The organism is Pseudomonas lijiangensis (assembly GCF_018968705.1).
In the GTDB taxonomy this organism is placed as follows: Bacteria; Pseudomonadota; Gammaproteobacteria; order Pseudomonadales; family Pseudomonadaceae; genus Aquipseudomonas; species Aquipseudomonas lijiangensis.
Window position 1 is genome coordinate 49,731 of record NZ_CP076668.1, and the last position, 22,419, is coordinate 72,149.

Annotated in this window: 21 protein-coding genes; 8 read left to right on the forward strand and 13 right to left on the reverse strand. The window is 57.8% G+C overall.

Features of this window, described 5'->3' with window-relative positions; translation table 11 throughout:
• Positions 1-4 precede the first annotated feature (4 nt).
• A complete protein-coding gene (locus KQP88_RS00220) occupies positions 5-730 on the forward strand; it encodes a PA5502 family lipoprotein (protein ID WP_198723569.1) in 726 nt (241 codons plus the stop codon).
• 140 nt (positions 731-870) lie between these two features.
• On the opposite strand, the gene katE is transcribed toward KQP88_RS00220, so the two are convergent.
• Entirely contained in the window at positions 871-3,054 is a 2,184-nt protein-coding gene (gene katE / locus KQP88_RS00225) for a catalase HPII (protein WP_216704529.1), read from the reverse strand.
• 275 nt (positions 3,055-3,329) lie between these two features.
• Between katE and KQP88_RS00230 the strand changes: the two genes are divergently transcribed.
• From KQP88_RS00230 to KQP88_RS00245, 4 genes are all read left to right on the forward strand, one after another.
• A complete protein-coding gene (locus tag KQP88_RS00230) occupies positions 3,330-4,337 on the forward strand; it encodes a methionine ABC transporter ATP-binding protein (protein ID WP_216704530.1) in 1,008 nt (335 codons plus the stop codon).
• On the forward strand, positions 4,337-5,011 hold the full coding sequence (locus KQP88_RS00235; RefSeq protein WP_025257817.1) for a methionine ABC transporter permease: 675 nt from the start codon (positions 4,337-4,339) through the stop codon (positions 5,009-5,011). The genes KQP88_RS00230 and KQP88_RS00235 overlap by 1 nt, the downstream gene beginning before the upstream one ends.
• Before the next feature lie 54 nt (positions 5,012-5,065).
• The gene (locus KQP88_RS00240) at positions 5,066-5,839 is read left to right on the forward strand and encodes a MetQ/NlpA family ABC transporter substrate-binding protein (protein ID WP_216704531.1); all 774 of its coding nucleotides are present in this window, start codon (positions 5,066-5,068) and stop codon (positions 5,837-5,839) included.
• Between the two features lie 399 nt (positions 5,840-6,238).
• On the forward strand, positions 6,239-7,210 hold the full coding sequence (locus KQP88_RS00245) for an IS110 family RNA-guided transposase (RefSeq protein WP_216704101.1): 972 nt from the start codon (positions 6,239-6,241) through the stop codon (positions 7,208-7,210).
• Between the two features lie 159 nt (positions 7,211-7,369).
• Here KQP88_RS00245 and KQP88_RS00250 read toward each other — a convergent pair whose 3' ends face one another.
• Genes KQP88_RS00250 through KQP88_RS00270 form a run of 5 tightly spaced genes read right to left on the reverse strand, consistent with a single transcriptional unit; the run spans position 7,370 to position 11,262 of the window.
• The gene (locus tag KQP88_RS00250; protein WP_216704532.1) at positions 7,370-8,002 is read right to left on the reverse strand and encodes an SCO family protein; all 633 of its coding nucleotides are present in this window, start codon (positions 8,000-8,002) and stop codon (positions 7,370-7,372) included.
• Entirely contained in the window at positions 7,999-8,892 is an 894-nt protein-coding gene (cyoE, locus tag KQP88_RS00255) for a heme o synthase (RefSeq protein ID WP_216704533.1), read from the reverse strand. Before cyoE ends, KQP88_RS00250 begins: the two co-directional genes overlap by 4 nt.
• Positions 8,889-9,956 carry a COX15/CtaA family protein gene (locus KQP88_RS00260; RefSeq protein ID WP_216704534.1) on the reverse strand — a complete coding sequence of 356 codons (1,068 nt, stop codon included), beginning with the start codon at positions 9,954-9,956 and terminating at the stop codon, positions 8,889-8,891. The genes cyoE and KQP88_RS00260 overlap by 4 nt, the downstream gene beginning before the upstream one ends.
• 12 nt (positions 9,957-9,968) lie before the next feature.
• Positions 9,969-10,550, reverse strand: a complete 582-nt coding sequence (locus tag KQP88_RS00265) for a hypothetical protein (protein WP_216704535.1) — start codon at positions 10,548-10,550, stop codon at positions 9,969-9,971.
• On the reverse strand, positions 10,516-11,262 hold the full coding sequence (locus KQP88_RS00270; RefSeq protein WP_253950533.1) for an SURF1 family protein: 747 nt from the start codon (positions 11,260-11,262) through the stop codon (positions 10,516-10,518). The genes KQP88_RS00265 and KQP88_RS00270 overlap by 35 nt, the downstream gene beginning before the upstream one ends.
• A 74-nt stretch (positions 11,263-11,336) precedes the next feature.
• On the opposite strand from KQP88_RS00270, the gene KQP88_RS00275 reads away from it, so the two are divergent.
• On the forward strand, positions 11,337-11,540 hold the full coding sequence (locus KQP88_RS00275; RefSeq protein ID WP_200994334.1) for a twin transmembrane helix small protein: 204 nt from the start codon (positions 11,337-11,339) through the stop codon (positions 11,538-11,540).
• A gap of 5 nt (positions 11,541-11,545) precedes the next feature.
• Here the strand turns inward: KQP88_RS00275 and KQP88_RS00280 are convergent, their stop codons facing one another.
• The 4 genes from KQP88_RS00280 to coxB are packed head-to-tail and all read right to left on the reverse strand — an operon-like array spanning position 11,546 to position 15,752.
• Positions 11,546-12,436: a cytochrome c oxidase subunit 3 gene (locus KQP88_RS00280; RefSeq protein ID WP_216704537.1), complete on the reverse strand. Its 891-nt coding sequence runs from the start codon at positions 12,434-12,436 to the stop codon at positions 11,546-11,548.
• A gap of 13 nt (positions 12,437-12,449) precedes the next feature.
• Positions 12,450-13,007, reverse strand: coding sequence for a cytochrome c oxidase assembly protein (locus KQP88_RS00285; protein ID WP_216704538.1), 558 nt, complete (start codon positions 13,005-13,007; stop codon positions 12,450-12,452).
• An 8-nt stretch (positions 13,008-13,015) separates the two neighbouring features.
• The gene (gene ctaD, locus KQP88_RS00290) at positions 13,016-14,608 is read right to left on the reverse strand and encodes a cytochrome c oxidase subunit I (RefSeq protein ID WP_200994337.1); all 1,593 of its coding nucleotides are present in this window, start codon (positions 14,606-14,608) and stop codon (positions 13,016-13,018) included.
• Positions 14,609-14,627: 19 nt separating this feature from the next.
• Positions 14,628-15,752, reverse strand: a complete 1,125-nt coding sequence (gene coxB / locus KQP88_RS00295; protein WP_216704539.1) for a cytochrome c oxidase subunit II — start codon at positions 15,750-15,752, stop codon at positions 14,628-14,630.
• Positions 15,753-16,113: 361 nt separating this feature from the next.
• Between coxB and KQP88_RS00300 the strand changes: the two genes are divergently transcribed.
• Positions 16,114-16,764, forward strand: coding sequence for a hypothetical protein (locus KQP88_RS00300; protein ID WP_198723549.1), 651 nt, complete (start codon positions 16,114-16,116; stop codon positions 16,762-16,764).
• Between the two features lie 95 nt (positions 16,765-16,859).
• Here the strand turns inward: KQP88_RS00300 and KQP88_RS00305 are convergent, their stop codons facing one another.
• The 3 genes from KQP88_RS00305 to KQP88_RS00315 form a co-directional block, all read right to left on the reverse strand.
• On the reverse strand, positions 16,860-18,392 hold the full coding sequence (locus KQP88_RS00305) for a SulP family inorganic anion transporter (RefSeq protein WP_200994339.1): 1,533 nt from the start codon (positions 18,390-18,392) through the stop codon (positions 16,860-16,862).
• A gap of 113 nt (positions 18,393-18,505) precedes the next feature.
• Complete coding sequence (locus tag KQP88_RS00310; RefSeq protein WP_200994340.1) at positions 18,506-19,237, reverse strand: carbonic anhydrase; 732 nt, start codon at positions 19,235-19,237, stop codon at positions 18,506-18,508.
• Between the two features lie 191 nt (positions 19,238-19,428).
• Positions 19,429-20,487, reverse strand: coding sequence for a PA0069 family radical SAM protein (locus KQP88_RS00315; RefSeq protein WP_198723543.1), 1,059 nt, complete (start codon positions 20,485-20,487; stop codon positions 19,429-19,431).
• Positions 20,488-20,765: 278 nt separating this feature from the next.
• On the opposite strand from KQP88_RS00315, the gene KQP88_RS25170 reads away from it, so the two are divergent.
• Positions 20,766-22,403, forward strand: coding sequence for a PI-PLC domain-containing protein (locus tag KQP88_RS25170; RefSeq protein WP_236249935.1), 1,638 nt, complete (start codon positions 20,766-20,768; stop codon positions 22,401-22,403).
• The last annotated feature ends 16 nt before the right edge of the window (positions 22,404-22,419 follow it).

Sequence of the window (22,419 nt, forward strand, 5' to 3'; positions counted from 1 at the left end):
AGGAATGAAGCCTCTCGCCTCCCGTTATCTGCTGCTTTTCGCATTTTCCATCCTGTTGGGTGCCTGCCAGAGTGCCCCGACTGTTGAAACGCCTGTGGCCGAAGCTCAGCCAGACGGGTTCGCTCAGCTGGAGCAAAGCATTACCAGCAATGAATTGGCGACGGCCGAAGAGCAATTGGCGACCCTGCAGGCTGCAGCACCTACTGACATCCGTCTGGAGCCCTTTCAGCGCAGACTGGCTGAAGCCTATCTGAGCCGCAGCCAGATAGGCCTGCAGAAAGGCGACATGAATGCCGCTGCTGCGGCATTGAGCCGTGCTCGTGCGCTGATGCCCAAGGCACCGGCGCTGACCAGCGGGGTCAATGGCGCCATTGCTCATGCCCGCAAGGCAGAGCTGGAAAAAGCCGAAGCTGAATTGCGCGCTGCTGAAGCCAGGCGCGTTGCGAAGCTGATCGACCCGGACGCCGAAAGCACCACCATCGATTTGAAAATCGGTGACATGCCGCAATTGCGTCGCCAACTGGATGCGATTGCCTCCGATACAGTGGCATTCAATTGCGAAGTCCTGTTGCAGGTTCCCCGCACCGACGATTACCCATGGCTGGCGACTCTGCTGACCAAGCGGGTGGTCAAGATCAATCCTGACTTTGAGCTGGAGTTGCGCCGTCAGATCGAGCGCAATGAGTCAGCGCAGATTGTTTTGACCCCGGCCAAGCCTGTTCGCGAATAAGCGGCGCGCCAGTACTCCTGCAAGCCTGAGATGCTTTTTCTGTGGGAGCGGATTCATCCGCGAGACGTTCTTGAGGATGTACGGGCGTCTCGCGAATGAGCGGAGCGCCGCCCGATTCGCTCCCACTGGCTGAACCTCAATCAGGCAGGTACAGCCTTGGCTTTCGGCTCTCGATCCCACACCCGATGCTGGGCAATCGCCTTGAAGAAAGCATCGTATGAGCTGCCCGTCACCACCAGCAATCCGGCGTCCTGATCCAGATGCAGCAGATCCTGCAACGTCTTCGCATCGCCAGCCAGCGCGATAGCCTTGAGGTGTTTGTAGGCTTCCAGCACGAAATGCAAGGCAACCCCGTCAGTGCTCAAGGCTTTTATCGAGTCCTTGCCGCCCGGGATGAATACCGCATCGAACGCCACTGAAGGCAGACCCTCCATCGAAGCATCCACTGCCAGGCTCTTGCCGTCGGCTGTGACCACAGGCGCCGAAGTCGGCCCCAGCACTTTGCCGTGGGCACCTTCGGCCTGCAGAGCCGCTTTCAAGGCCTCGACGGCTTTTGCGTCCACGCCATTGGCTACCAGAATGGCGACCTTGCGCGAAGCAATGTCGCCCGAGAGCAGATTGGCTTGGCTCAATGCTGGCGACTGCTTGATAGACGAAGCTCTGGCAGGCACTGTCCCGGCTTTTGGCGCAGGCAGGCCGAGGTTCTGTGCAACGCGACCGGCCAGCTCAAGATCGATGTTGGCCAGAATCTCGTTCACTGTCCGTGCCCGGATATATTCACGTTCCACCTTGCCCAGCTCGAAGCTGTAAGCCGAGATGATGTGTTCTTTCTCGTGCTTGCTCATGCTCTGGAAGAACAGCGTGGCCTGGGAGAAGTGATCGCCAAAGGACTCGCTGCGCTCGCGTATCTTGTGCGCATCGATGCGTTCCGGGTACGACTCGAAACCACCGTCCTCTGCCGCGACAGGGGTTTCCTTCGGCCAGCCACCATCGATGGAGTTCGGCTCGTAGGACGTGCGGCCCTTGTGGATCGTCGTGCGATGTTGCGCATCGCGCTGCCCGTTATGGTTGGGCGCGACCGGCCGGTTGATCGGGATCTCGTGGAAGTTCGGCCCGCCCAGGCGGCTGATCTGGGTGTCGGTGTAGGAGAACAGTCGGCCTTGCAGCAGCGGGTCATTGGAGAAGTCGATGCCCGGCACGATATGACCCGGGCAGAACGCGACCTGCTCGGTTTCGGCAAAGAAGTTGTCCGGGTTGCGGTTGAGCACCATCTTGCCCAGGGGCGTCACCGGCACCAGCTCTTCTGGAATGATCTTGGTGGGGTCCAGCAGATCGAAGTCGAAGTTATGTTCATCTTCTTCGGCAACAATCTGTACGCCAAGCTCCCACTCGGGGTAGTCGCCCATTTCAATGGATTCCCACAGGTCCCGGCGATGGAAGTCGGTGTCCTTGCCTGCCAGCTTCTGGGCTTCATCCCAGACCAGCGAGCAGACGCCGTATTTGGGTTTCCAGTGAAACTTCACGAAGGTCGATTTGCCTTCGGTATTGATCAGGCGAAAGGTGTGGACACCGAAACCCTGCATGGTGCGCAGGCTTTTCGGAATGGCGCGGTCGGACATGGTCCACAGCACCATGTGCGCCGATTCCGGCACCAGCGATACAAAGTCCCAGAAGGTGTCGTGAGCCGAACCACCGGTTGGGATTTCGTTGTGCGGTTCTGGCTTCACGGCATGCACGAAGTCCGGAAACTTGATGGCATCCTGAATGAAAAAAACCGGCATGTTGTTGCCAACCAGGTCGAAATTGCCTTCATCGGTGTAGAACTTCACCGCAAAACCGCGAACATCCCGCACCGTGTCGCCCGATCCCCGTGGCCCTTGCACGGTGGAGAAGCGCACGAACACCGGGGTTTTCTTGCCCGGGTCGCGAAGGAAGCCGGCCTTGCTCAAGGTGGCGTGATCGTCGTAGCTCTGGAAGTAACCATGCGCCGCAGTACCCCGTGCATGAACGATACGTTCCGGGATGCGCTCATGGTCAAAGTGAGTGATCTTCTCGCGCATGATGAAGTCTTCAAGCAACGAAGGACCCCGGCTGCCGGTTTTCAGCGTGTTCTGGTTATCGGCGATCCTGACGCCCTGATTGGTGCGCAGTGCCTGTTGCGTTGCATCGGAGCGAAACGGTTCGAGGCTTTCCAGTTTCTCGTTGGTATTGCCTCGATCAAGGGTGTCTGTTCCTGCCAGTTCGCTTTTGGGTGTATCGCTGACTGGCGGCTTTTTCGGGCTAGACATCGGGTGCGTCTCCTCATTCCCTGGCCCTGACTTCATGTCGGGCTCTTTGATCCAGTTCCCTTGGCAAGCCACGGGAATCACGGTGTTAAAGGAGTGACCTGTCTGGCAAAGTGCCGTTCAGTAAATTTTCCGGTCAGTAGCACCACCGGTCGCGTTATGCCAATTCAACATGGATGCTGGCAAATAAATGCTAAGCAGTGCTTTGCGGACAGGCTAAAATGCGCGCCCGGCTTACCCCGCCGAGGTAACGAAGCAAGTGACTTTCTTGTCACTGCGCTGATTTTTTAACGCGCCCCCACAAGGTTCGCTCCGTGATCGAGTTTCATAACGTCCATAAAACCTATCGGGTTGCAGGCAAGGATATTCCGGCCCTGCATCCCACCAGCCTGCGTGTCGAAGACGGCCAGGTATACGGCCTGATCGGCCATTCCGGCGCCGGCAAAAGTACTTTGCTGCGCCTGATCAACCGCCTTGAAACCCCGAGTGGCGGGCAGATAGTGGTCGACGGCGAAGATGTCACGGCACTGGACGCCAACGGCCTTCGGCGTTTCCGTCAGCAGGTCGGGATGATTTTCCAGCATTTCAACCTGCTGTCCTCCAAGACCGTTGCCGACAACGTGGCCATGCCGCTGACACTGGCGGGCACTATGTCCCGCGACCAGATCGATCAGCGAGTGGCCGAGCTGCTGGAGCGTGTCGGTCTGTCCGACCATGCCAGAAAGTACCCGGCGCAACTGTCTGGCGGGCAGAAGCAGCGCGTCGGCATTGCCCGCGCCCTGGCGACCAAGCCCAAGATCCTGCTGTGCGATGAAGCCACCAGCGCCCTGGACCCGCAGACCACTGCGTCGGTGTTGCAGTTGCTGGCCGAGATCAATCGCGAGTTGAAACTGACCATCGTGCTCATCACCCATGAAATGGACGTGATCCGCCGTGTCTGCGATCAGGTGGCCGTGATGGACGCCGGTGTGATCGTCGAACAGGGCAATGTGGCCGATGTGTTCCTGCACCCGCAGCATCCGACCACCAAGCGCTTCGTCCAGGAGGATGAGCAGGTCGACGAGAACGAGCAGCGTGACGACTTTGCCCATGTGCAGGGCCGCATCGTGCGCCTGACCTTCCAGGGCGATGCCACTTACGCGCCGCTGCTGGGCACCGTCGCCCGGGAAACCGGCGTGGACTACAGCATCCTGGCGGGCCGTATCGACCGCATCAAGGACACACCTTACGGGCAACTGACGCTGGCCATCACTGGCGGCGACATGGAGGCCGCCTTCACCCGCTTCACCGCCGCTGACGTTCATATGGAGGTGCTGCGCTGATGGACGCTTTCCTGAATCTGTTTTCCAACGTCGACTGGTATGAAATCTGGGTCGCCACGGGCGATACCCTGATCATGCTCAGTGTCTCGCTGGGTTTCACCATCCTGTTGGGCCTGCCTCTGGGCGTGCTGATGTTCCTGACCTCGCCGCGCCAGTTGCTGGAACACAAGCAGCTGTATGCGACGGTCGGGTTGATCGTCAACATGCTGCGCGCCCTGCCCTTCATCATCCTGCTGATCGTGATGATGCCGCTGACCGAGATCATCACCGGCACGTCGCTGGGCATTCTCGGTACGCTGCCGCCGCTGATTGCCGGTGCCACGCCGTTCTTTGCCCGTCTGGTGGAAACCGCCTTGCGTGAAGTGGACAAAGGCATCATCGAAGCGACCCAGGCCATGGGCGCCACGACCCGGCAGATCATCCTCAAGGCGCTGCTGCCCGAGGCGCGTCCCGGCATTCTGGCTGCCATTACCGTGACTGCCATTGCGCTGGTGTCCTTCACTGCCATGGCGGGTGCCGTGGGTGCTGGCGGGCTGGGTGACCTGGCGATCCGCTACGGTTATCAGCGCTTCCAGAACGACGTGATGTTCGTGACGGTCGTATTGTTGCTGGTGCTGGTGCAGATTCTGCAAACCGTCGGCGACAAGCTGGTCGCGCACTTCACCCATCGTTAACCGAATTTGTTGGTTGGGCCTGCTTGGTGCGGGCCTCATAAAAGGAGCTGTTGCATGAAAAAACTATTGGCCGTATTTGCCGCCGTTACAGCATTGTCCGCACAGGCCAACGAAACCCTGAGCATCGCCGCGACTGCTGTCCCGCAGGCCGAGATTCTGGAATTCATCAAGCCAACACTGGCCAAGGAAGGCGTGGACCTGAAAATCAAGGTCTTCACCGACTACATCCAGCCGAACGTGCAGGTTGCCGAAAAGCGCCTGGACGCCAACTTCTTCCAGCACCAGCCGTACCTGGATGAGTTCAACAAGGGCAAGGGCACCAACCTGGTCACCGTTGCCAAGGTTCACGTAGAGCCCTTCGGTGCCTACTCGGACAAGTACAAGAAACTGGAAGACCTGCCAAGCGGTGCCACCGTCGCACTGCCAAACGATGCTACCAACGAAGGCCGTGCCTTCCTGTTGCTGGCCAAGGCTGGTCTGATCACCCTCAAGGACCCGAGCAGCATCCTGGCCACGCCTAAAGACGTTGCCAGCAACCCGAAGAACCTGAAGTTCCGTGAGCTGGAAGCCGCCACCCTGCCGCGCGTGCTGACCCAGGTGGATCTGGCGCTGATCAACACCAACTATGCGCTGGGTGCCAAGCTCGATCCAACCAAGGATGCGCTGGTGATCGAAGGTGCCGAGTCGCCTTACGCCAACATTCTGGTTGCCCGCCCGGACAACAAGGATTCGGACGCCATCAAGAAACTGGCTGCTGCGCTGAACACCCCGGAAGTGAAAGCGTTCCTCGTCGAGAAGTACAAAGGCGCTGTGGTTCCGGCGTTCTAAAACCGGAACCCTGTGGGAGATCACCCGCCGCCCGCCGCGCTGTCGCGCAGCAAACAGGTAGGAGCGCGCTTGCCCTGGGCGGCACTCCGACGACCGGCTGCGTAGCAGTCGTAAATTTGCGAGCGCTTCGCACTCGGTCGCGGGCAAGCGCGCTCCTTGTATGGCAACTATCGACATTTCTGGTGTCGATAGTTCTCGACTGATCATCGAGGGAGGGCCAAGAAGCTGTCGCGCTCCTAAGGCCCAGAGCCTGCAATACGTAGATTGAGCTCTGGCCCTCCACCCTCACTCAGCAAGTCCGAACGGTATCTGGTGCCCGTCAGTGACGTGAGCACGTATTGAATTGCAAGGCTGGACAGAGTGCAGCTCGATCATCACCCAACTGATCAAGGAGCCCATATGCCTGTAGCTGTCGGCGTCGATTGCGCTAAGAAAACCTTTGATATCGCTCTGCTCCAGGGCAACCAAAAATTTCGTACCAAAGCCAAGCTGGCCAATACGGAGGCTGGTTTCAATCAGTTCGAGCAGTGGCTGGAAACGCATGCAGAGAAAGCCTGCTGGGTCGTCATGGAAGCAACGGGCATCTACTACGAAGCCTTGGCTGAATTTCTCTACGCCAGAGGATTCAAGGTCGCAGTGCTCAATCCAGCCATCATTCATGCCTATGGCAAAGAGGATCTGCGGCGAGTCAAGACGGACAAGGCAGACGCCAAGCTCATTGCCCGGTACGGTTCTGAGCGAACTCACAAACTGCGAGAGTGGACACCGGAACCTCCGTCACAGCGGCGTTTACGGGCGCTGGTACGCCGACTGGAGGACTTGCAGGAAATGCGGCAGATGGAAGCCAATCGCCTGGAAGTTTGCGACGTCAGCGTTCAGCACTCCATACGGTCGCTCATCGACTCCCTTGACGAGCAGATCGAACACACCAGAAAAAAGATTCGTCAGCACATTGATGACGATCCCGATCTGCGCGGCAAGCGTGATTTGATCGTATCAATCGACGGTCTGGGTGACACAAGTGCGGCCTCTCTGCTGGCAGAGCTTGGGGATCCACTTAAGTACAAAGGGGCTCGTGCCATTGTGGCATTTGCCGGCCTTAACCCGGTACCTGACCAATCAGGTGAATACACAGGGCCGACGCCCATCTCCAAAACCGGGTCCGCCAGACTGCGTAAAAGCCTGTATATGCCCGGCATTGTGGCCTCCCGCCATAACGCCGTGATTAAGGCTCAAAGCGATAGGCTCAAGGCGCGAGGCAAAGCGCCCCAACAGATCATCTGCGCAGCCATGCGTAAGCTCTTGCACCTGGTGTATGGCGTGATCAAGTCAGGCAAGCCATACGATCCTAAATATGCGATGGCTGTGTAAAAGACGCCCCTTACATCCGGTATTGCAAGGGGCTGATCAAGACGGTATCTACATTAACCTTGCAATTCATGATGTTGCGTTATGTTTGATGAGAGGCAGCTTGCTGGCGACTCTTCGCCAGCAAGCTGCCTCCCACAAATTCCACCTCAAAGGGTGGGGTTAGTGTCGCTGCAACAACCCTGGCAATTGCACCACCAGCTTCTGGCTGCTCAACGGTGCACGAATGAACCCGCGCTGAGTGCCGTCCGGCCCCAGCAGTGCCAGGTTCCCGCTGTGGTCGACGGTGTAGTTCGGCTTGCTGGTATCGGCAGGGATGAACGGGATGCTCACTGCATTGGCCAGTTTCTGAAGATCCGCCATCGAGGCGGTCAGCCCGACGAATTCCTTGTCGAAATAACCCAGGTATTGCTTTAGCTGCTGCGGCGTGTCGCGGTTCGGGTCAACGCTGATCAGCACCACGCGCAAGTTGCCGACCACGTCCTTGGGTAGCTCGCTCTTGATCTGACGGATCTGCGCCAGAGTGGTCGGGCAGATGTCCGGGCAGAAGGTGTAGCCGAAGAACAGCACCGTCCATTTGTCCTTCAACTGGTTGATGGCAACGGGCTCACCGTTCTGGTCGATCATCTTCAGGTCGGGCAGGTTACGGCTTTGCGGCAGCAGGATGATGCCCGCATCGATCAGCGCTGTCTGATCGCCCGCTCCTTTGCCCGACAGCACGCGGTTGAAGGTCAGGCCCAGGATCAAGGCCACGATGGCGACAAGGATGAATACGGTTTTCTGGGTTCGAGTCATGGTTTCAACAGTAGGTAGTGATCTGCGAGCAGGGCAACGAACAGCAGGAACAAGTAATGGACAGAGTACTTGAAGGTGCCGATTGCCGCGTGCGGTCGAGTGCCACGGTACAGCACACGGCTCCAGTGCAGGAAGCGCAAACCCAGCAGTGATGCACAAATCAGATACGCCGGGCCGCTCATGTGAATCGCATAGGGCAGCAGACTGACCGCGAACAGGATGCAGGTGTACAGCACGATATGCACTTTGGTGTAGTGCTCGCCATGGGTGATCGGCAGCATCGGGATACTCGCCCTGGCATATTCGGCCTTGCGATGGATGGCCAGCGCCCAGAAGTGTGGCGGGGTCCAGGCGAAGATGATCAGCACCAGCAACAGAGGCTCGGCACTCACCTGTCCGGTCACGGCCACCCAGCCCAGCAAGGGCGGCGAAGCGCCGGCCAGCCCGCCGATGACGATGTTCTGCGGCGTGGCCCGTTTCAGAAAGCCGGTGTAAATCACGGCGTAGCCCATCAGCGACGCCAGGGTCAGCCAGGCGGTCAGCGGATTGGTGAATGCCAGCAGCAGAAACTGCCCGAGCAGTGTCAGCAGCAAGGCCAGAACCAGGGCGTTTTCCGGCGCAATCCGTCCCTGGGCAATCGGTCGGTTATGAGTGCGAGCCATCAGCGCATCGATATGCCGGTCCACCACATGGTTGATAACGGCGGCACTCCCCGCGCACAACCCGATGCCCAGATTGCCGAACACCAGAATCGTCCAGGGCACGCTGTTGTGGCTGGACAGCAGCATGCCGACCAGCGAGGTCATCAACATCAGCGTCACGACTTTGGGTTTGGTCAGCTCCAGGTAATCACGCCATAGCGCCTGACGTTCCTGACTCAATACACTCATGGCAGTGTGTCCTTCTTCGCCGACAGCACATTGGCCCATGAGGCCGCCAGACGGGCTCGCTCAGGGTTGCGCCGTTCGCTGCCGAGGGCTGCACGTGTACGAAAATTGATCAGTGTCAGGGTCAGCAGCAAACCCGCGCCTCCCGCGTTGTGAGCCATCGCAACGGGCAGGTGCAGGTTCAGCAGCACATTGCCGAACCCCAGGCCGATCTGTATCCCGAGGGTCAGCACCAGCAGTTTTGCCAGCCCCTTGAGCCCGGCGCGTTTGAGCTGCCAGGCCAGGGTCAGCAGTGCGCAGGTCACCAGCAGTGCGCCGAAGCGATGGGTCAGATGAATTGCGGTGCGCGCTTCGTTGTCGAGTTTGCCGCCCAGATAATCGGGGCCGATGTGCTGGGTCAGGTGGAAACCGTTGGCGAAGTCCGTTTCCGGCCACCATTGCCCTTGGCAGGTGGGCAGGTCGGTGCAGGCCAGCGCTGCATAATTGGCACTGACCCAGCCGCCCAGGGCGATCTGTAGCGTGACCAGCCCCAGCCCCAGCGCCGCCAGGCGTTTCAGGCGCGTGGGCACGTGTGGCAATGGCGCGAAGGCACCACTCAGGCGCAGTGTCAGCAGGAACAGCAGACTCAAGGTGGCCACGCCTCCCAGCAGATGCGCCGTGACCACTTGCGGCCAGAGTTTGAGGGTCACGGTCCACATGCCGAAAGCCGCCTGAACAAAGACCACGGCCACCAGCAGCAAAGGCAGTTTCAGCGGTTGCCCGGCCAGATGGCGACGCTGCCAGGCTTTTATGGCCAGCCACAGAATCGTCAGGGTCAGCCCGCCCGCGAAATAGCGATGCGTCATCTCGCTCCAGCCTTTTCCTGCATGCACCGGAGCGTCTGGAAAGTGCAGTTGCGCATGAGCCAGTTGCCGCTCGGTGGCGGGCACGCCGATGAATCCGTAACAGCCCGGCCAGTCAGGACAACCCAGGCCGGCATGGGTGAGCCGTGTATAAGCACCGAGTAGCACCACGAACAACGCCAGCAGCGTGGCAAGCAAGGCGATACGAAATCCGGGTCGGGTCATGACGACCTCCCTTTATCCGATGTTCGACAGTTTCAGGAGTTGGCGCAGGTCGATCAGCAGGTCCTTGCCGTTGACCCTGGCGTCATAGCGCAGCACAAGGTTGCCGTGTGGGTCGACGATCCACAGCTGCGGCGCATCGTCGGGCGCCAGTTTCCGGTAGCGGACAACATCCAGCGGATAGCGCTGCAGTTGTGGATAGTCCAGGCGAAGCGTCTCGGCATACTCGTCACTGAGCGGTGCATTCGTGGCCAGGGCATGGCTGGCCCGTGTGGCATCGCGACCCAGGCCGATCTGGATCTGCCGCGCCAGATACACCAGTTGCTGGCAGTCGGCATTGCACTGCCCCGGCGCGCTGACCAGCAATTGCCAGCGCGGCTCATCGGCCTGGACACCCAGATCGGTGCGGCTCAGGCCGTTGCCGATCAACTGGCCGTGATAACTGCGACTGTCCGGCACCCAGAAGTTGAAGCGGTACATGCTGGTGGCCAGAATCATGGGGCCGACAGCCACCAGCACCAGGACCAGCAGTTGCAGACGTCCTCGTCTTCGCTTGCGAGAGTCAGGTGCGCCGACGGGGTTCATGGTTGCTCCCATGGGGCTCTTCCTCCGTTTTCCTGTTGCGCCAGCCCCAATACAGACTCAGACCGAGCAAGGCCGTGGCCAGGGCAAACCACTGCACGGCATAGCCCACATGTTTTTGCGGATCGATCGCCACCACCGGCCAGTCAACGCGATACGCCGCACTGCCCGGCTCAAGCCGCAATTCGTTTGGATAGCCCCGGCGATCCAGCGCAGCCCAGAGTGTTTGTGGCGTGACGGCGGTCACCAGTTTCGGCCACGAATCGCTCAGCGCATCGGCTTGCAGATGAAAGCTTTCGCCCAGAGGGACATGGACCCAGGCCGTCAGATCCTGCGGCTGGCTGGGGGTGGTGAATGCTGGCGGCATGCGCCGGTCCGGCCAGGGCAGCCAGCCACGATTTATCCACAGCCATAACCCGCTGGGCTGGTCCTGGAAGGGCTGGAGCAATTCGACACCGGCCTTGCCGTCACGGGTGCTGTTATCGAGCAGCAGGCTGTGGGCTGCATCGAAACGTCCCTGCAAGTGCACGCGCCTGTAGGCGGGGTCTTCGGCATCCAGCAGGCGGGCGATATCGACGGGTTCGGCCGCCTGGCGTTCGGCGTGATGAGCGAGAATCACGCGCTTCTCTTCGGCCCGGTTCAATTGCCAGAAACCGAGCATGAGCAGCAGCGGCAGCACCGCCAGAATCAGCAGCACAGGTCCCGAACGCCGGATCAAGCGGTTCATCCCGTCGCCCGTTCCGGCATCAGGGCCGTGCCTATACTCCATTGCATCATGGCGATTGCTCCTGGAGTTTTCTCATGCTCAAAGCAGCGATTGTTCTTATGTTGGCGGCCACCATCACCTGCCTGTTCAGTGGCCTGTTCTTTCTGATCAAGGACGACAACCAGTCGACCCGGCTGCTCAAGGTCCTGGCCCTGCGGGTCATTCTCGCCGCTCTCACCCTGGCGCTGATCACCTGGGGTTTCTACAGCGGTCAGCTGGTGTCACATGTGAGCTGGTAACGGCCTCACAAGACATACACAAAGGTGAACAGGCCGACCCACACCACATCAACGAAGTGCCAGTACCAGCTCGCAGCCTCGAAACCGAACTGATGCTCGGCATCGAAATGCCCGCGCAGAATCCGCATCAGCATCACAAACAGAATGATCGTGCCGATGGTGACGTGGGCGCCGTGAAACCCGGTCAGCATGAAAAAGGTCGCGCCATAGATCCCGGAGCCCAGAGTCAGGCCAAGCTCTTGGTAGGCATGGACGTACTCTTCAGCTTGCAGGATCAGAAAACTGCAGCCCAGCAGTACGGTGACGGCCAGCCAGCCTTTGAGTGCGCCACGATGGGCCTTTTTCAAGGCGTGGTGGGCAAAGGTAATGGTCACGCTGGAGCTGACCAGCAAAATGGTATTGATCAGCGGCAAATGCCACGGATCGATGACGCCCTTGGGCGGCGGAAACAGTTTCGGGTCAGGGTTTTCCAGCAGCGGCCACTGGAACTGAAAGTTCGGCCACAGCATGTTCGAGATGCCGTTGGAGCCCTCTCCGCCCAGCCACGGGCCGGTCCAGACCCGCACGTAAAACAGCACGCCGAAGAAGGCCATGAAAAACATCACTTCGGAAAAGATGAACCAGACCATGCCCCAGCGAAACGAGCGGTCCATCTGCGCGCTGTACATGCCGGCCCGTGCTTCCTTGACGACCGCACCGAACCAGCCAGCCATCATGTAGGCCACCAGCAGACCGCCCACGAAAAAGATCAGCGGTCCATTGGATTCGGGCCGTCCTGCCTTCAGGTCGTTGAACCAGGTGCCCAGGCCGAACATCGTGACCAGCAGGGCCAGCGTGGCAATGATGGGCCATTTGCTTTGCGCCGGAACGTAATAATGCTCATGGGGCGTAGCCATTTGAGCGTCTCCTTCAGCCACCGTTTTTCACGACAGGCAGAACGGGCGGCTGGCGTGCAGTGATATCGAACAGCGTGTAAGCCAGAGTCAGGTGTTTCACTTCCTTGGGCAGGTCGCGGTCAACGATGAAACGGACCGGCATTTCGATCTGTTCTCCCGGTTGCAGCATCTGCTGGGTAAAGCAGAAGCACTCGGTCTTGTGGAAATAGGCTGCCGCCTGACCGGGGGAAATGCTGGGCACTGCCTGGGCCGTCATCGCCTTGTCGGTGGGGTTGCGAGCGATGAAGATCATTTCGTTGACCGCACCGGGGTGGACTTCGACTTCATCGTTGCGAGGGTGAAACGCCCAGACCATGTCCACCGCATTGGTGGAGATGAACTGCACGCGCACCCGCCGCTGCTGATCAATCACCTGAGAGCCCTGATATTGCCCGCCGGTCTTGCCATTGATGCCAAATGCCCTGCACATCACGTCATACAGGGGCACCAGAGCGAAACCAAAGGCAAACATCACCACCACTATCAGCAGCAGGCGAGTGACGAGGCCTTTGATCGAATGCACGTTGCTCATGTCGGTACTCACTTCACTTCGGGCGGTGTGCTGAAGGTGTGATAAGGCGCGGGCGACGGCAGCGTCCACTCCAGCCCGTCCGCGCCATCCCAGGGCTTGGCTGGCGCAGGCGGGCCGCCGCGAATGGTCTTGATCACGATGAACAGGAAGAACACTTGCGTCGCCCCAAAGGTGAAAGCCCCGATGGACGACACCATGTTGAAGTCCGCGAATTGCAGGTTGTAGTCCGGGATGCGGCGCGGCATGCCCGCCAGGCCAAGAAAGTGCATCGGGAAGAACGCCAGGTTCATGCCGATGAAGGACAGCCAGAAATGCAGCTTGCCCAGGGTTTCGTCATACATGTGCCCTGTCCACTTGGGCAGCCAGTAATAGGCCGAGGCAAAAATGCCGAAGATCGCCCCCGGCACCAGTACATAGTGGAAGTGCGCCACCACGAAGTAGGTGTCCTGATACTGGAAGTCGGCGGGCGCGATGGACAGCATCAGCCCCGAAAATCCGCCAATGGAAAACAGGATCACGAACGCCACGGCGAACAGCATGGGCGTCTCGAACGTCAACGAACCCTGCCACATGGTACTGACCCAGTTGAACACCTTGACCCCCGTCGGTACGGCGATAAGCATCGTTGCATACATGAAGAACAGCTCGCCCACCAGAGGAATGCCCACCACGAACATGTGGTGCGCCCACACGATGAACGACAGAAAGGCGATGCTCGCCACGGCGTAGACCATTGAGGTATAGCCGAACAACGGCTTGCGCGAGAACGCGGGAATGATCGAGCTGACCGCCCCGAAAGCCGGCAGGATCATGATGTACACCTCGGGGTGGCCGAAAAACCAGAACACATGCTGGAACAACAGTGGATCACCGCCCCCTGCAGCATTGAAGAAGCTGGTCCCGAAATGGATATCCATCAGCATCATGGTCACGCAGCCGGCCAGCACCGGCATGACCGCGATCAGCAGAAACGCCGTGATCAGCCAGGTCCAGACGAACAGCGGCATCTTCATCAGAGTCATGCCCGGGGCCCGAAGATTGAGAATGGTCGCGACTACATTAATGGCGCCCATAATTGAGCTGATACCCATCATATGAATAGCGAGAATAAAAAACGTCACGCTTTCGGGTGCGTAAGTTGTCGAAAGAGGCGCATAGAAAGTCCATCCAAAGTTGGGTCCGCCGCCCGGATGGAAGAGTGTTGAAACCAATAACAGGAAAGCAGCAGGCAACAACCAGAAGCTGAAGTTGTTCAGGCGCGGCAAGGCCATGTCCGGTGCACCGATCATCAGTGGAATCATCCAGTTGGCCAGGCCGACGAAGGCGGGCATCACCGCCCCGAAGACCATGACCAGGCCATGCATGGTGGTCATCTGATTGAAAAAGGCCGGCTCGACGATCTGCAGGCCCGGCTGGAACAGTTCGGCGCGAATCACCATGGCGAACGAGCCGCCCAGCAGGAACATGGTGAAACTGAACCACAGGTACATCGTGCCGATGTCCTTGTGGTTGGTGGTCAGCACCCAGCGCATCAGGCCCTTGGCGGGGCCGTGGGCATGGTCGTGGCCTGTTCCGCCATGGTCATCGATCACTGCACTCATGTTTCAGTCTCCTGCGCGCTCATTGCTGTGACTGCTTGAGGGCCAGCACATCTTTGGGGCTCAGCATGTCGCCCTTGTCGTTACCCCACGCATTGCGCTCGTAGGTCACGACCGCTGCGATATCCACTTCTGAAAGCTGTTTGCCGAAGGCTGCCATGGAGGTTCCGGGCTTGCCGTTGAACACGATGTTCAGATGCCCTTCGAGGGGGCCGGTGGCGATCGGCGAACCCTTGAGCGCCGGGAACAGAGGCGGCATGCCCTGCCCTTCAGGCTGGTGACAGGCAGCACAGACGGTGTGATAGACCTTGTCGCCATGGGCGATGAGTTCTTCCCGGGTCCAGTTCTTGTCGGTCAGTTCCTTGAGCCGGGCGCCTTCTTCCTTGCGCTCGGCCAGCCAGGCCTGGTAATCCGCCGTGGACTTGGCTTCTACCACGATGGGCATGAAGGCATGGTCCTTGCCGCACAGCTCGGTGCATTGGCCGCGGTAGATGCCGGGCTTTTCGATGCGGGTCCAGGCTTCATTGACGAACCCTGGAATCGCGTCGCGCTTGACCGCGAAAGCCGGCACCCACCAGGAGTGGATCACGTCGGCTCCCGTCACCAGAAAGCGGATCTTCTCGCCAACCGGCAGCACCAGTGGCTGATCGACTTCCAGCAGGTAATGTTCGCCCTTGGTATCGCGATTCTGGATCTGGTCGGTGGAGGTCGCCAGGTTGCTGAAGAACTCCACATCCTGCCCCAGGTATTTGTAGTGCCACTTCCATTGATAGCCGGTGATCTGGATATCCACATCCGATTCGGTGGCGTCATACATGCTGATCAGGGTGCGGGTCGCGGGGATCGCCATGGCGACCAGAATCAGGAAGGGGACGAGGGTCCAGAGAATCTCGACGGTGGTGTTTTCGTGGAAGTGGGCGGCTTTCTGCCCAAGGGAGCGTCGATGCATGAGCATCGACCAGAACATGGCGGCGAACACCACCAGACCGATCACCACACAGATCCAGAAAATGGTCATGTGCAGATCGAATACCGCGTTGCTGACGACAGAAGCGCCAGGCGACATATTCGTTGTCCAGGCTGCATGCACCTGAACAGATATCAGCCACAACGCAAAGCCCATCCAGACGCATGGACGTCGCTTCATCGCGGGGTCCCCCCAGGCTCTTGTTATCCGACAGACTCGGTCTGCGGCCAAGGAGCGGCTTGCGAATTCACTGACATCATGCCCAGGGTAGCCAGGTCTACAGCGTTGCGGTCTCAGCCAACGTCCTTCACAGCCGAGTATAGACATAGCCCCGAAGTGCGCAACGCGAGGCCACTACCACTCATATAGATGTATGAAGACTGATTTAAAAAACGTGATAATGCGCCAAAACAGGGCTTTTAATAACCAATACACATAAATGTTACTTAGTTATGAAAAATGCGTCTTAGGGATTCAGCCAATCAGGCTAACGTATGACTTCCCCTAATAACTACCTGGTTTTAAGCCTTCAGGAGCCTTCATGAACACCGCCGCATTGCGCGAGCAGATTCAGCGTGCACATCAACACGAAGCCGAAACAGGCCAATTGCTAAAACAGCTGGAAACCCAATTACCTCATCTGCATCCCGCTATAGATCTACCGGATGTCGATGCAAAAGGTGTTCTGACACGCTTCGTATCTGCCTACATCGAACTGGTACCGGACCTGCTGGACGCCGCTCATGAGGTTGCAGTTCAGGCGGGTATCGAAGGACAGATCAAACCTGTCCTGAAGATTGCCGAACACTTTTTCACGACCCCGCCAGCCATCATGGACGGCCATGAAGGGCTCGACAGCCTGCTGGATGAAGCGTATCTGGCGCATCGTCTGGTGGAAGAGGTGAATGACCTCTACATCAAGCATTTCGGCCAGCCGCTGATTCCGTCGAATACAGTCGTTGCCAGCGTGATTGCCCATCAGTTGATCGGCGAAGAGTTTGCCAACCAGCTCGATGAAGCGGTGCATCATGCCGTTGACCAATTGCTCAATGAAGAGAGTTTTGCGCTGGAATCGGTCGAGACCTATCGGGATCGCCTTGGCAGCGCTGACACAGAAGCCGCCTGGAAACGCTGGCCATGCCTGTCACGCCAATTGGGCATCGGCCTGGAGCTTGATCGTCCCCAGGCCTGATGCTATCGGTCTTGATCGTAATGCCTTTACAGGCAAAAGAGGATTAGTCGGCAGGCGCTCCGCTGTTTCGCGAAGCCGCCCACCGCTGACGCGAGCTACCTGGCAGCAGCTCCGATTCCGGTTGTCGTATACACCCGCCCTTCCAGGCGACGCTTCAGGCCCCGTGACTCAATCATCAGTTTCGTCCCCTGAGCGGCATTGGCGCGCCCCCACTCTTCCAGCAATTCCAGGCAAGAGTGATCGATATAGGTCAGGTTGTTCAGAGGTACGTGCACGGTGCTGCCTTGAGGAATGCTGCCCAGTACTTTGGTCAGTGCCGGAACCTTGAGGAAAGTCGCCGCACCTACCAGACGCAATTCCATTTCACCCTCGGCCTCCAGTTGAACCAGGCTGATCTTCAGGCGCGAAGCCTTGAGTGCCAGCTTGACCAGAGTCAGACCGAAACCAACCAGTACACCGGTCAGCAGGTCAGTGAAGATGATCGACGAAGCCGTGGCTGCGTAGATGAACATCGGCATGCGTCCATAACGGCCCAGGCCACGAAATGCCTTCAGGTCTACCAGCTTGAGGCCCGTGTACACCAGCACACCCGCCAGACTCGCTACCGGAATGCTCTGCAGTACGCTCGACAGAATCAGTACGAAAGCCAGCAGCCACAGGCCGTGGAAAATCGCCGAGAATCGGGTCGTTGCACCTGCCTGAACGTTTGCCGAGCTGCGAACGATAACGCCGGTCATGGGCAGGGCACCCACCAGACCACACAGCATGTTACCTACGCCTTGTGCGCTCAACTCCTTGTCGAAGTCAGAGCGTGTGCCGCTGTGCATGCGGTCGACGGCAGCGGCCGAGAGCAGCGTTTCGGCACTGGCAATGAAGGCCAGGGCGATGGCGGCAATCAGGATCGTCGGGTCAGTGAGGTTCATGAGGTCCGCAGGGCGCAGCCAGTCGATGGCATCGGCCAGATTGTCAGGAACCTCTACGCGCTTTACATCCAGCGCCATGATGAGGCTGATGCCTGTTGCAAGACCGACACCCAGCAGTGCTCCCGGAATGAAACGCAGCGACTGTGGGCGGATTTTTTCCCAGGACCACATCACCAGCATGGTTCCCAGCCCCAGCAGGCCTGCCTGCATGGCCGAACCCGGTCCGATGGCCTGGACCAGCGTTGCAGGGAATGCCACCAGATTATCCAGCCCGGACGGTTTAGGACCGCTATCGAACATCACATGCACTTGTGAAAGGACGATCAGCACGCCAATGCCGGCCAGCATGCCGTATACAACGGCCGGTGCCGTGACCCGGAACCAGCAGCCGAGCTTGAAGCGTCCGGCCAGAAGTTGAAGCAGGCCGGCCAGCAGAAGAATCGGGCCAAGCATGGCCATTCCATGCTCACGTACCAGCTCGAATACCAATACGGCCAGACCTGCGGCAGGGCCACTGACCTGCAAGGGCGACCCCGCGATCCAGCCAACCACCAGACCACCGATGATGCCAGTAATCAATCCCTTGGCCGGAGGCATGCCTGAAGCAATTGCAATCCCCATGCACAGTGGCAGGGCAACCAGGAACACCACCACGGAAGCGAGGAGCTCCCGTGGTAAGACGGATTTCAGTTCTGTAGTACCCATGATGCTTCTCCGGGATCTCTTCAGACGTAACAAAGCCTGGCGGCGCGCATCCTGCGCAACCGCCATAGGCTCAAAGAGGGGGTTTACCGCCAGTCGTGAATCAAATCATGCGACTAGAAGCGTGGCTTCGGGGTAGCCATGGGTGTCGGACCCTCGCCATCGAGTGGCAGGAATGCATCCCGGTCCGAGTCGTAAGCCAGAATTTCACTGGTTTCGATGTTGTAGACCCAACCGTGGATGAACAACTGACCGCTGGCCAGTTTGGACGCAACAGAAGGGTGGGTACGCAGGTGTTGAAGCTGAGCGATCACGTTTTCCTGAGTCAGGACGTGCATGGTTTCCTTTTCGCTGCCGCAACTGCAATTGTTCTCTACAACCGTACGGGCAACTTCTGCATGACGCAGCCAGGCTTTGACCGTAGGCATTTTATCGAGGCTATCAGGGTTGAGCACGGCACGCATTGCGCCGCAATCGGAGTGCCCGCAGATGATGATGTGCTGCACGCCCAGAGCCGAAACCGCGTACTCAAGGGCTGTTGAAACACCGCCGTTCATCTGGCCGTAAGGCGGAACGACGTTACCGACGTTACGAGTGACGAAAAGATCGCCTGGAGAGCTCTGGGTAATGAGTTCTGGCACGATGCGCGAGTCTGCGCAGGTAATGAACATGGCGCGAGGCGATTGTGCCGTGGCCAGTTTCTTGAACAACTCTTCCTGCTGTGGAAAGACCTCATGACGAAAATGCACGAAGCCACTCACGATTTGCTGCAACGCTACCTCAGCACTATTCAATGCAGGCTGCTCACTGGCTGAGGTAGCCGACTGCTGTTTATCCATGTCTCTCATGTCTTCGTCCTCTGACGGATTGATGTGGATTATTCATGTTTTTTCTAACCGGAATCGGACCTGAGCCCTCTTGTCTGGCATAGCGAACAAGTCCATTGAACGCTATCGCGGGCATCACTCCGATTTACAGATTAGCGACTCAAGCTTAAGTGAAACTGAATGCGACAGCTCTAGAACGCCATTTCCTGCATTTAAAGGAGTGACATCTGCCCTCCCGGTGGGCAAAAAGCGTTGCAGTCCAGATGAAAACTCTCACGACGATTGAGGCCTAAACGTGCAGTCGCTATCGCGTAACGCCTTGCCAGGAGATCAGCAAAAGGCCCTTCGCCCCGCATGCGTGACCCGAACTCGCTGTTGTAGACCTCACCGCCACGGCTTTGACGTATCAGACTCATAACATGTTCCGCACGTTGCGGATAATGTGTTTTAAGCCACTCGTCGAACAACGGCGCCACCTCCAGAGGCAGGCGCAGCATCACATAGCTCGCGCTCTGTGCGCCGGCTGCCCTGGCTTCAGTGAGCAGGGCTTCAAGTTCGCTGTCGTTGATCATTGGAATCATCGGCGCGCACAACACACCTACCGGCACGCCTGCCTGGCGCAACACCCGAATCGCTCGCAAACGAGCCTTGGGTGCAGCGGCCCTGGGCTCAAGAATGCATTTGAGTTCGTCATCCAGCGTAGTCAGGCTGATGAACACCGACACCAGATTCAGCTTTGCCATTTCGGCCAGCAGATCGAGGTCGCGCAGAATCAGCGAGCCTTTGGTGATGATGGACACGGGATGACGATAGCGCAGCAAGACCTCAAGGGTTGCGCGGGTGATCCGGTGTTCGCGCTCGATCGGCTGATACGGATCAGTATTGGCCCCCAGCGTGATCGGCGCACAACGGTAGCCGGGTTTGGAAAGCTGCTGCTCCAGCAGGGCCGCCGCATTGGTCTTGACGATCAGCTTGGTCTCGAAATCCAGCCCCGGTGACATGTCCCAATAGGCATGGCTGGGTCTTGCGAAACAATAGATGCAGCCATGCTCACAGCCGCGATAGGGATTGATGGAACGATCGAAGGGAATGTCCGGCGAGGTGTTGCGGGTGATGATGCTCTTGGCCGTTTCAGGGATGATCTGCGTGCCCTGGGTCAGCGGAACCTCCTGATACCAGCCATCGTCCTCGGCGACGGACCGGCTGGGCGCAAAGCGGTTGTGCGGGTTGGTGGCGGTGCCACGGCCGCGGATCGGAGGTGTGCTGACCATGAGGAATGACTCGGATACTGTTTATTCATACAGTACAGCAAAATTCATTTCTGTCCTGAAAAAATCCTCCTTCGCTGACAGACGGGCGGTTTCAGAATCCGCTTCAAGGGGATGTGGACAACTTTTTAAATTCGATTTTAAAGCCTGTAACAATAAGCGGGTTTCACTGTGGATCTTATTCATTTATTAATTTGCGCCGTGGCCCTCATGAGGAGTGGCTCTTACAACCCTTGGGTCCATCTAGTTGGATCCTGAACATACTGAAAAGGATTTCAGTCTTGAATACGCTCTCTGCCTTTGCGTCCCTGATCGGGGCGTCACTACTACCACTGGCCATGACATCGGCTCATGCCGCCAACTTCTCGGACACCAGCAAGCCGTTCGATCAATACCACTGGGTTACAACCCATAACTCTTACGAGAAAATCAATCAGAACCTCGCGGAACTACCCCGTCAATTGTCCGATGGCGTCCGTGGTTTCATGCTGGATCTTTATACCGATAAAAAGCCCGGGTTCAACCGCATCAAAGTGTGTCATAAAACGATTGCGTGCTATGGGCCCTTGGGTAATCAGCTTAAAAACGAGTTCATTCCGTTTCTGAGGAATAACAAGTCAGAAGTTGTGACTCTATTTTTCGAAACTTATGTCAGCCGCGACGATATGCAGGAAGTCTTCAATGCAATACCCGAGCTTGCAGACTTCTCGTTCAATCCGGCGAATTTTGATAACTCGGGCTGGCCAACCCTGGCAGCCATGGCCCAGAAAAATAACCGCCTTATCATGATGACCGATAAGCGTGAAGTCAGTGGTCAGTATCGGGTCGGGGGCAAGACCATTACCGTCCTGTTCGATAAAGACTGGTTGACGCAGAACAAGTGGGACACCTTGGGAAGTGTGGCTTCCAGTATTTATGCGGCACACAACTTTTCCTGTCCCACACGCTGGTCAGACGTCCCTCTGGGTACCCAAAAAGTCGCCAACTCTACAGGCAAGCAGTGGAACCGCCTGTTTCTGATGAACCAGTTTCATACCGTCACTTCAACCATTCCTGACTCTGCCAAGTACGACAATAACCTGACGTACCTGATGCGGCGTGCAGCCAACTGCGGGAGTGAGCCGAATTTCATCGGCATCAATAATTACAGGAACGGCGACGCCTTTGCCTATGCGCGGACCTTGAGTCAGGGCGGCATTTATTTATGGGAAGGCTCTAATGCCGACAGGAAAAGAGACACCGTCTGCGCCATTCCAAGCGGCTCCCGGACTCTTATTCTCCCGACTCAAGGTTGTGAAAACGATGAGGCTCAATCCATGTCGCTATCGGGCGTCACCCAAGGCACCCGGATCACGGTATTCGATAATGGCGGTGGCAGCCGCGAAGATGATTACGCCATTATCGACGTGAAACGAGACATTGGAATCAAAGAACATGTTGTGGTTTCAGGCTTTGAACAGAATCGCAATAACGCTGACTATAAAATAATTTATGTTCGCAATAATGGCCTGAATGGAAGTATTTCCCGTATAGAAGTCAGTCGAACGCCGGGTGACTTCTCTGATGCGGCCATTGCATTTTATGAAGGCAATAACCTCGAAAAAAATCTCGACTGTACGGTCCCTTTCAATCGTGTGCATAACGTCAAGATGAAAAGTAACGGCTTTGGTTGTTCAAATGATGAATTTCGCTCTGCCCGAATCCTGAAAGCCAAAGCGGGCACGTCTTTTTCTCTGGTGGGGCATCCTTATGGCGATTTCTCTCAGGGCCGAACACTTATTACCATCAAACGCGATATTAAATGGCCTGTCACTATTCGGGGCTTCAATACCTCTTATGAAAACAACGATATAAAGGTTGAAGCCAGCAAATCGATTGATGGCAAAATCTCGTTTGGTTATTTCAATGGTAAACAATAAGGCGAAAGGAGAAGCG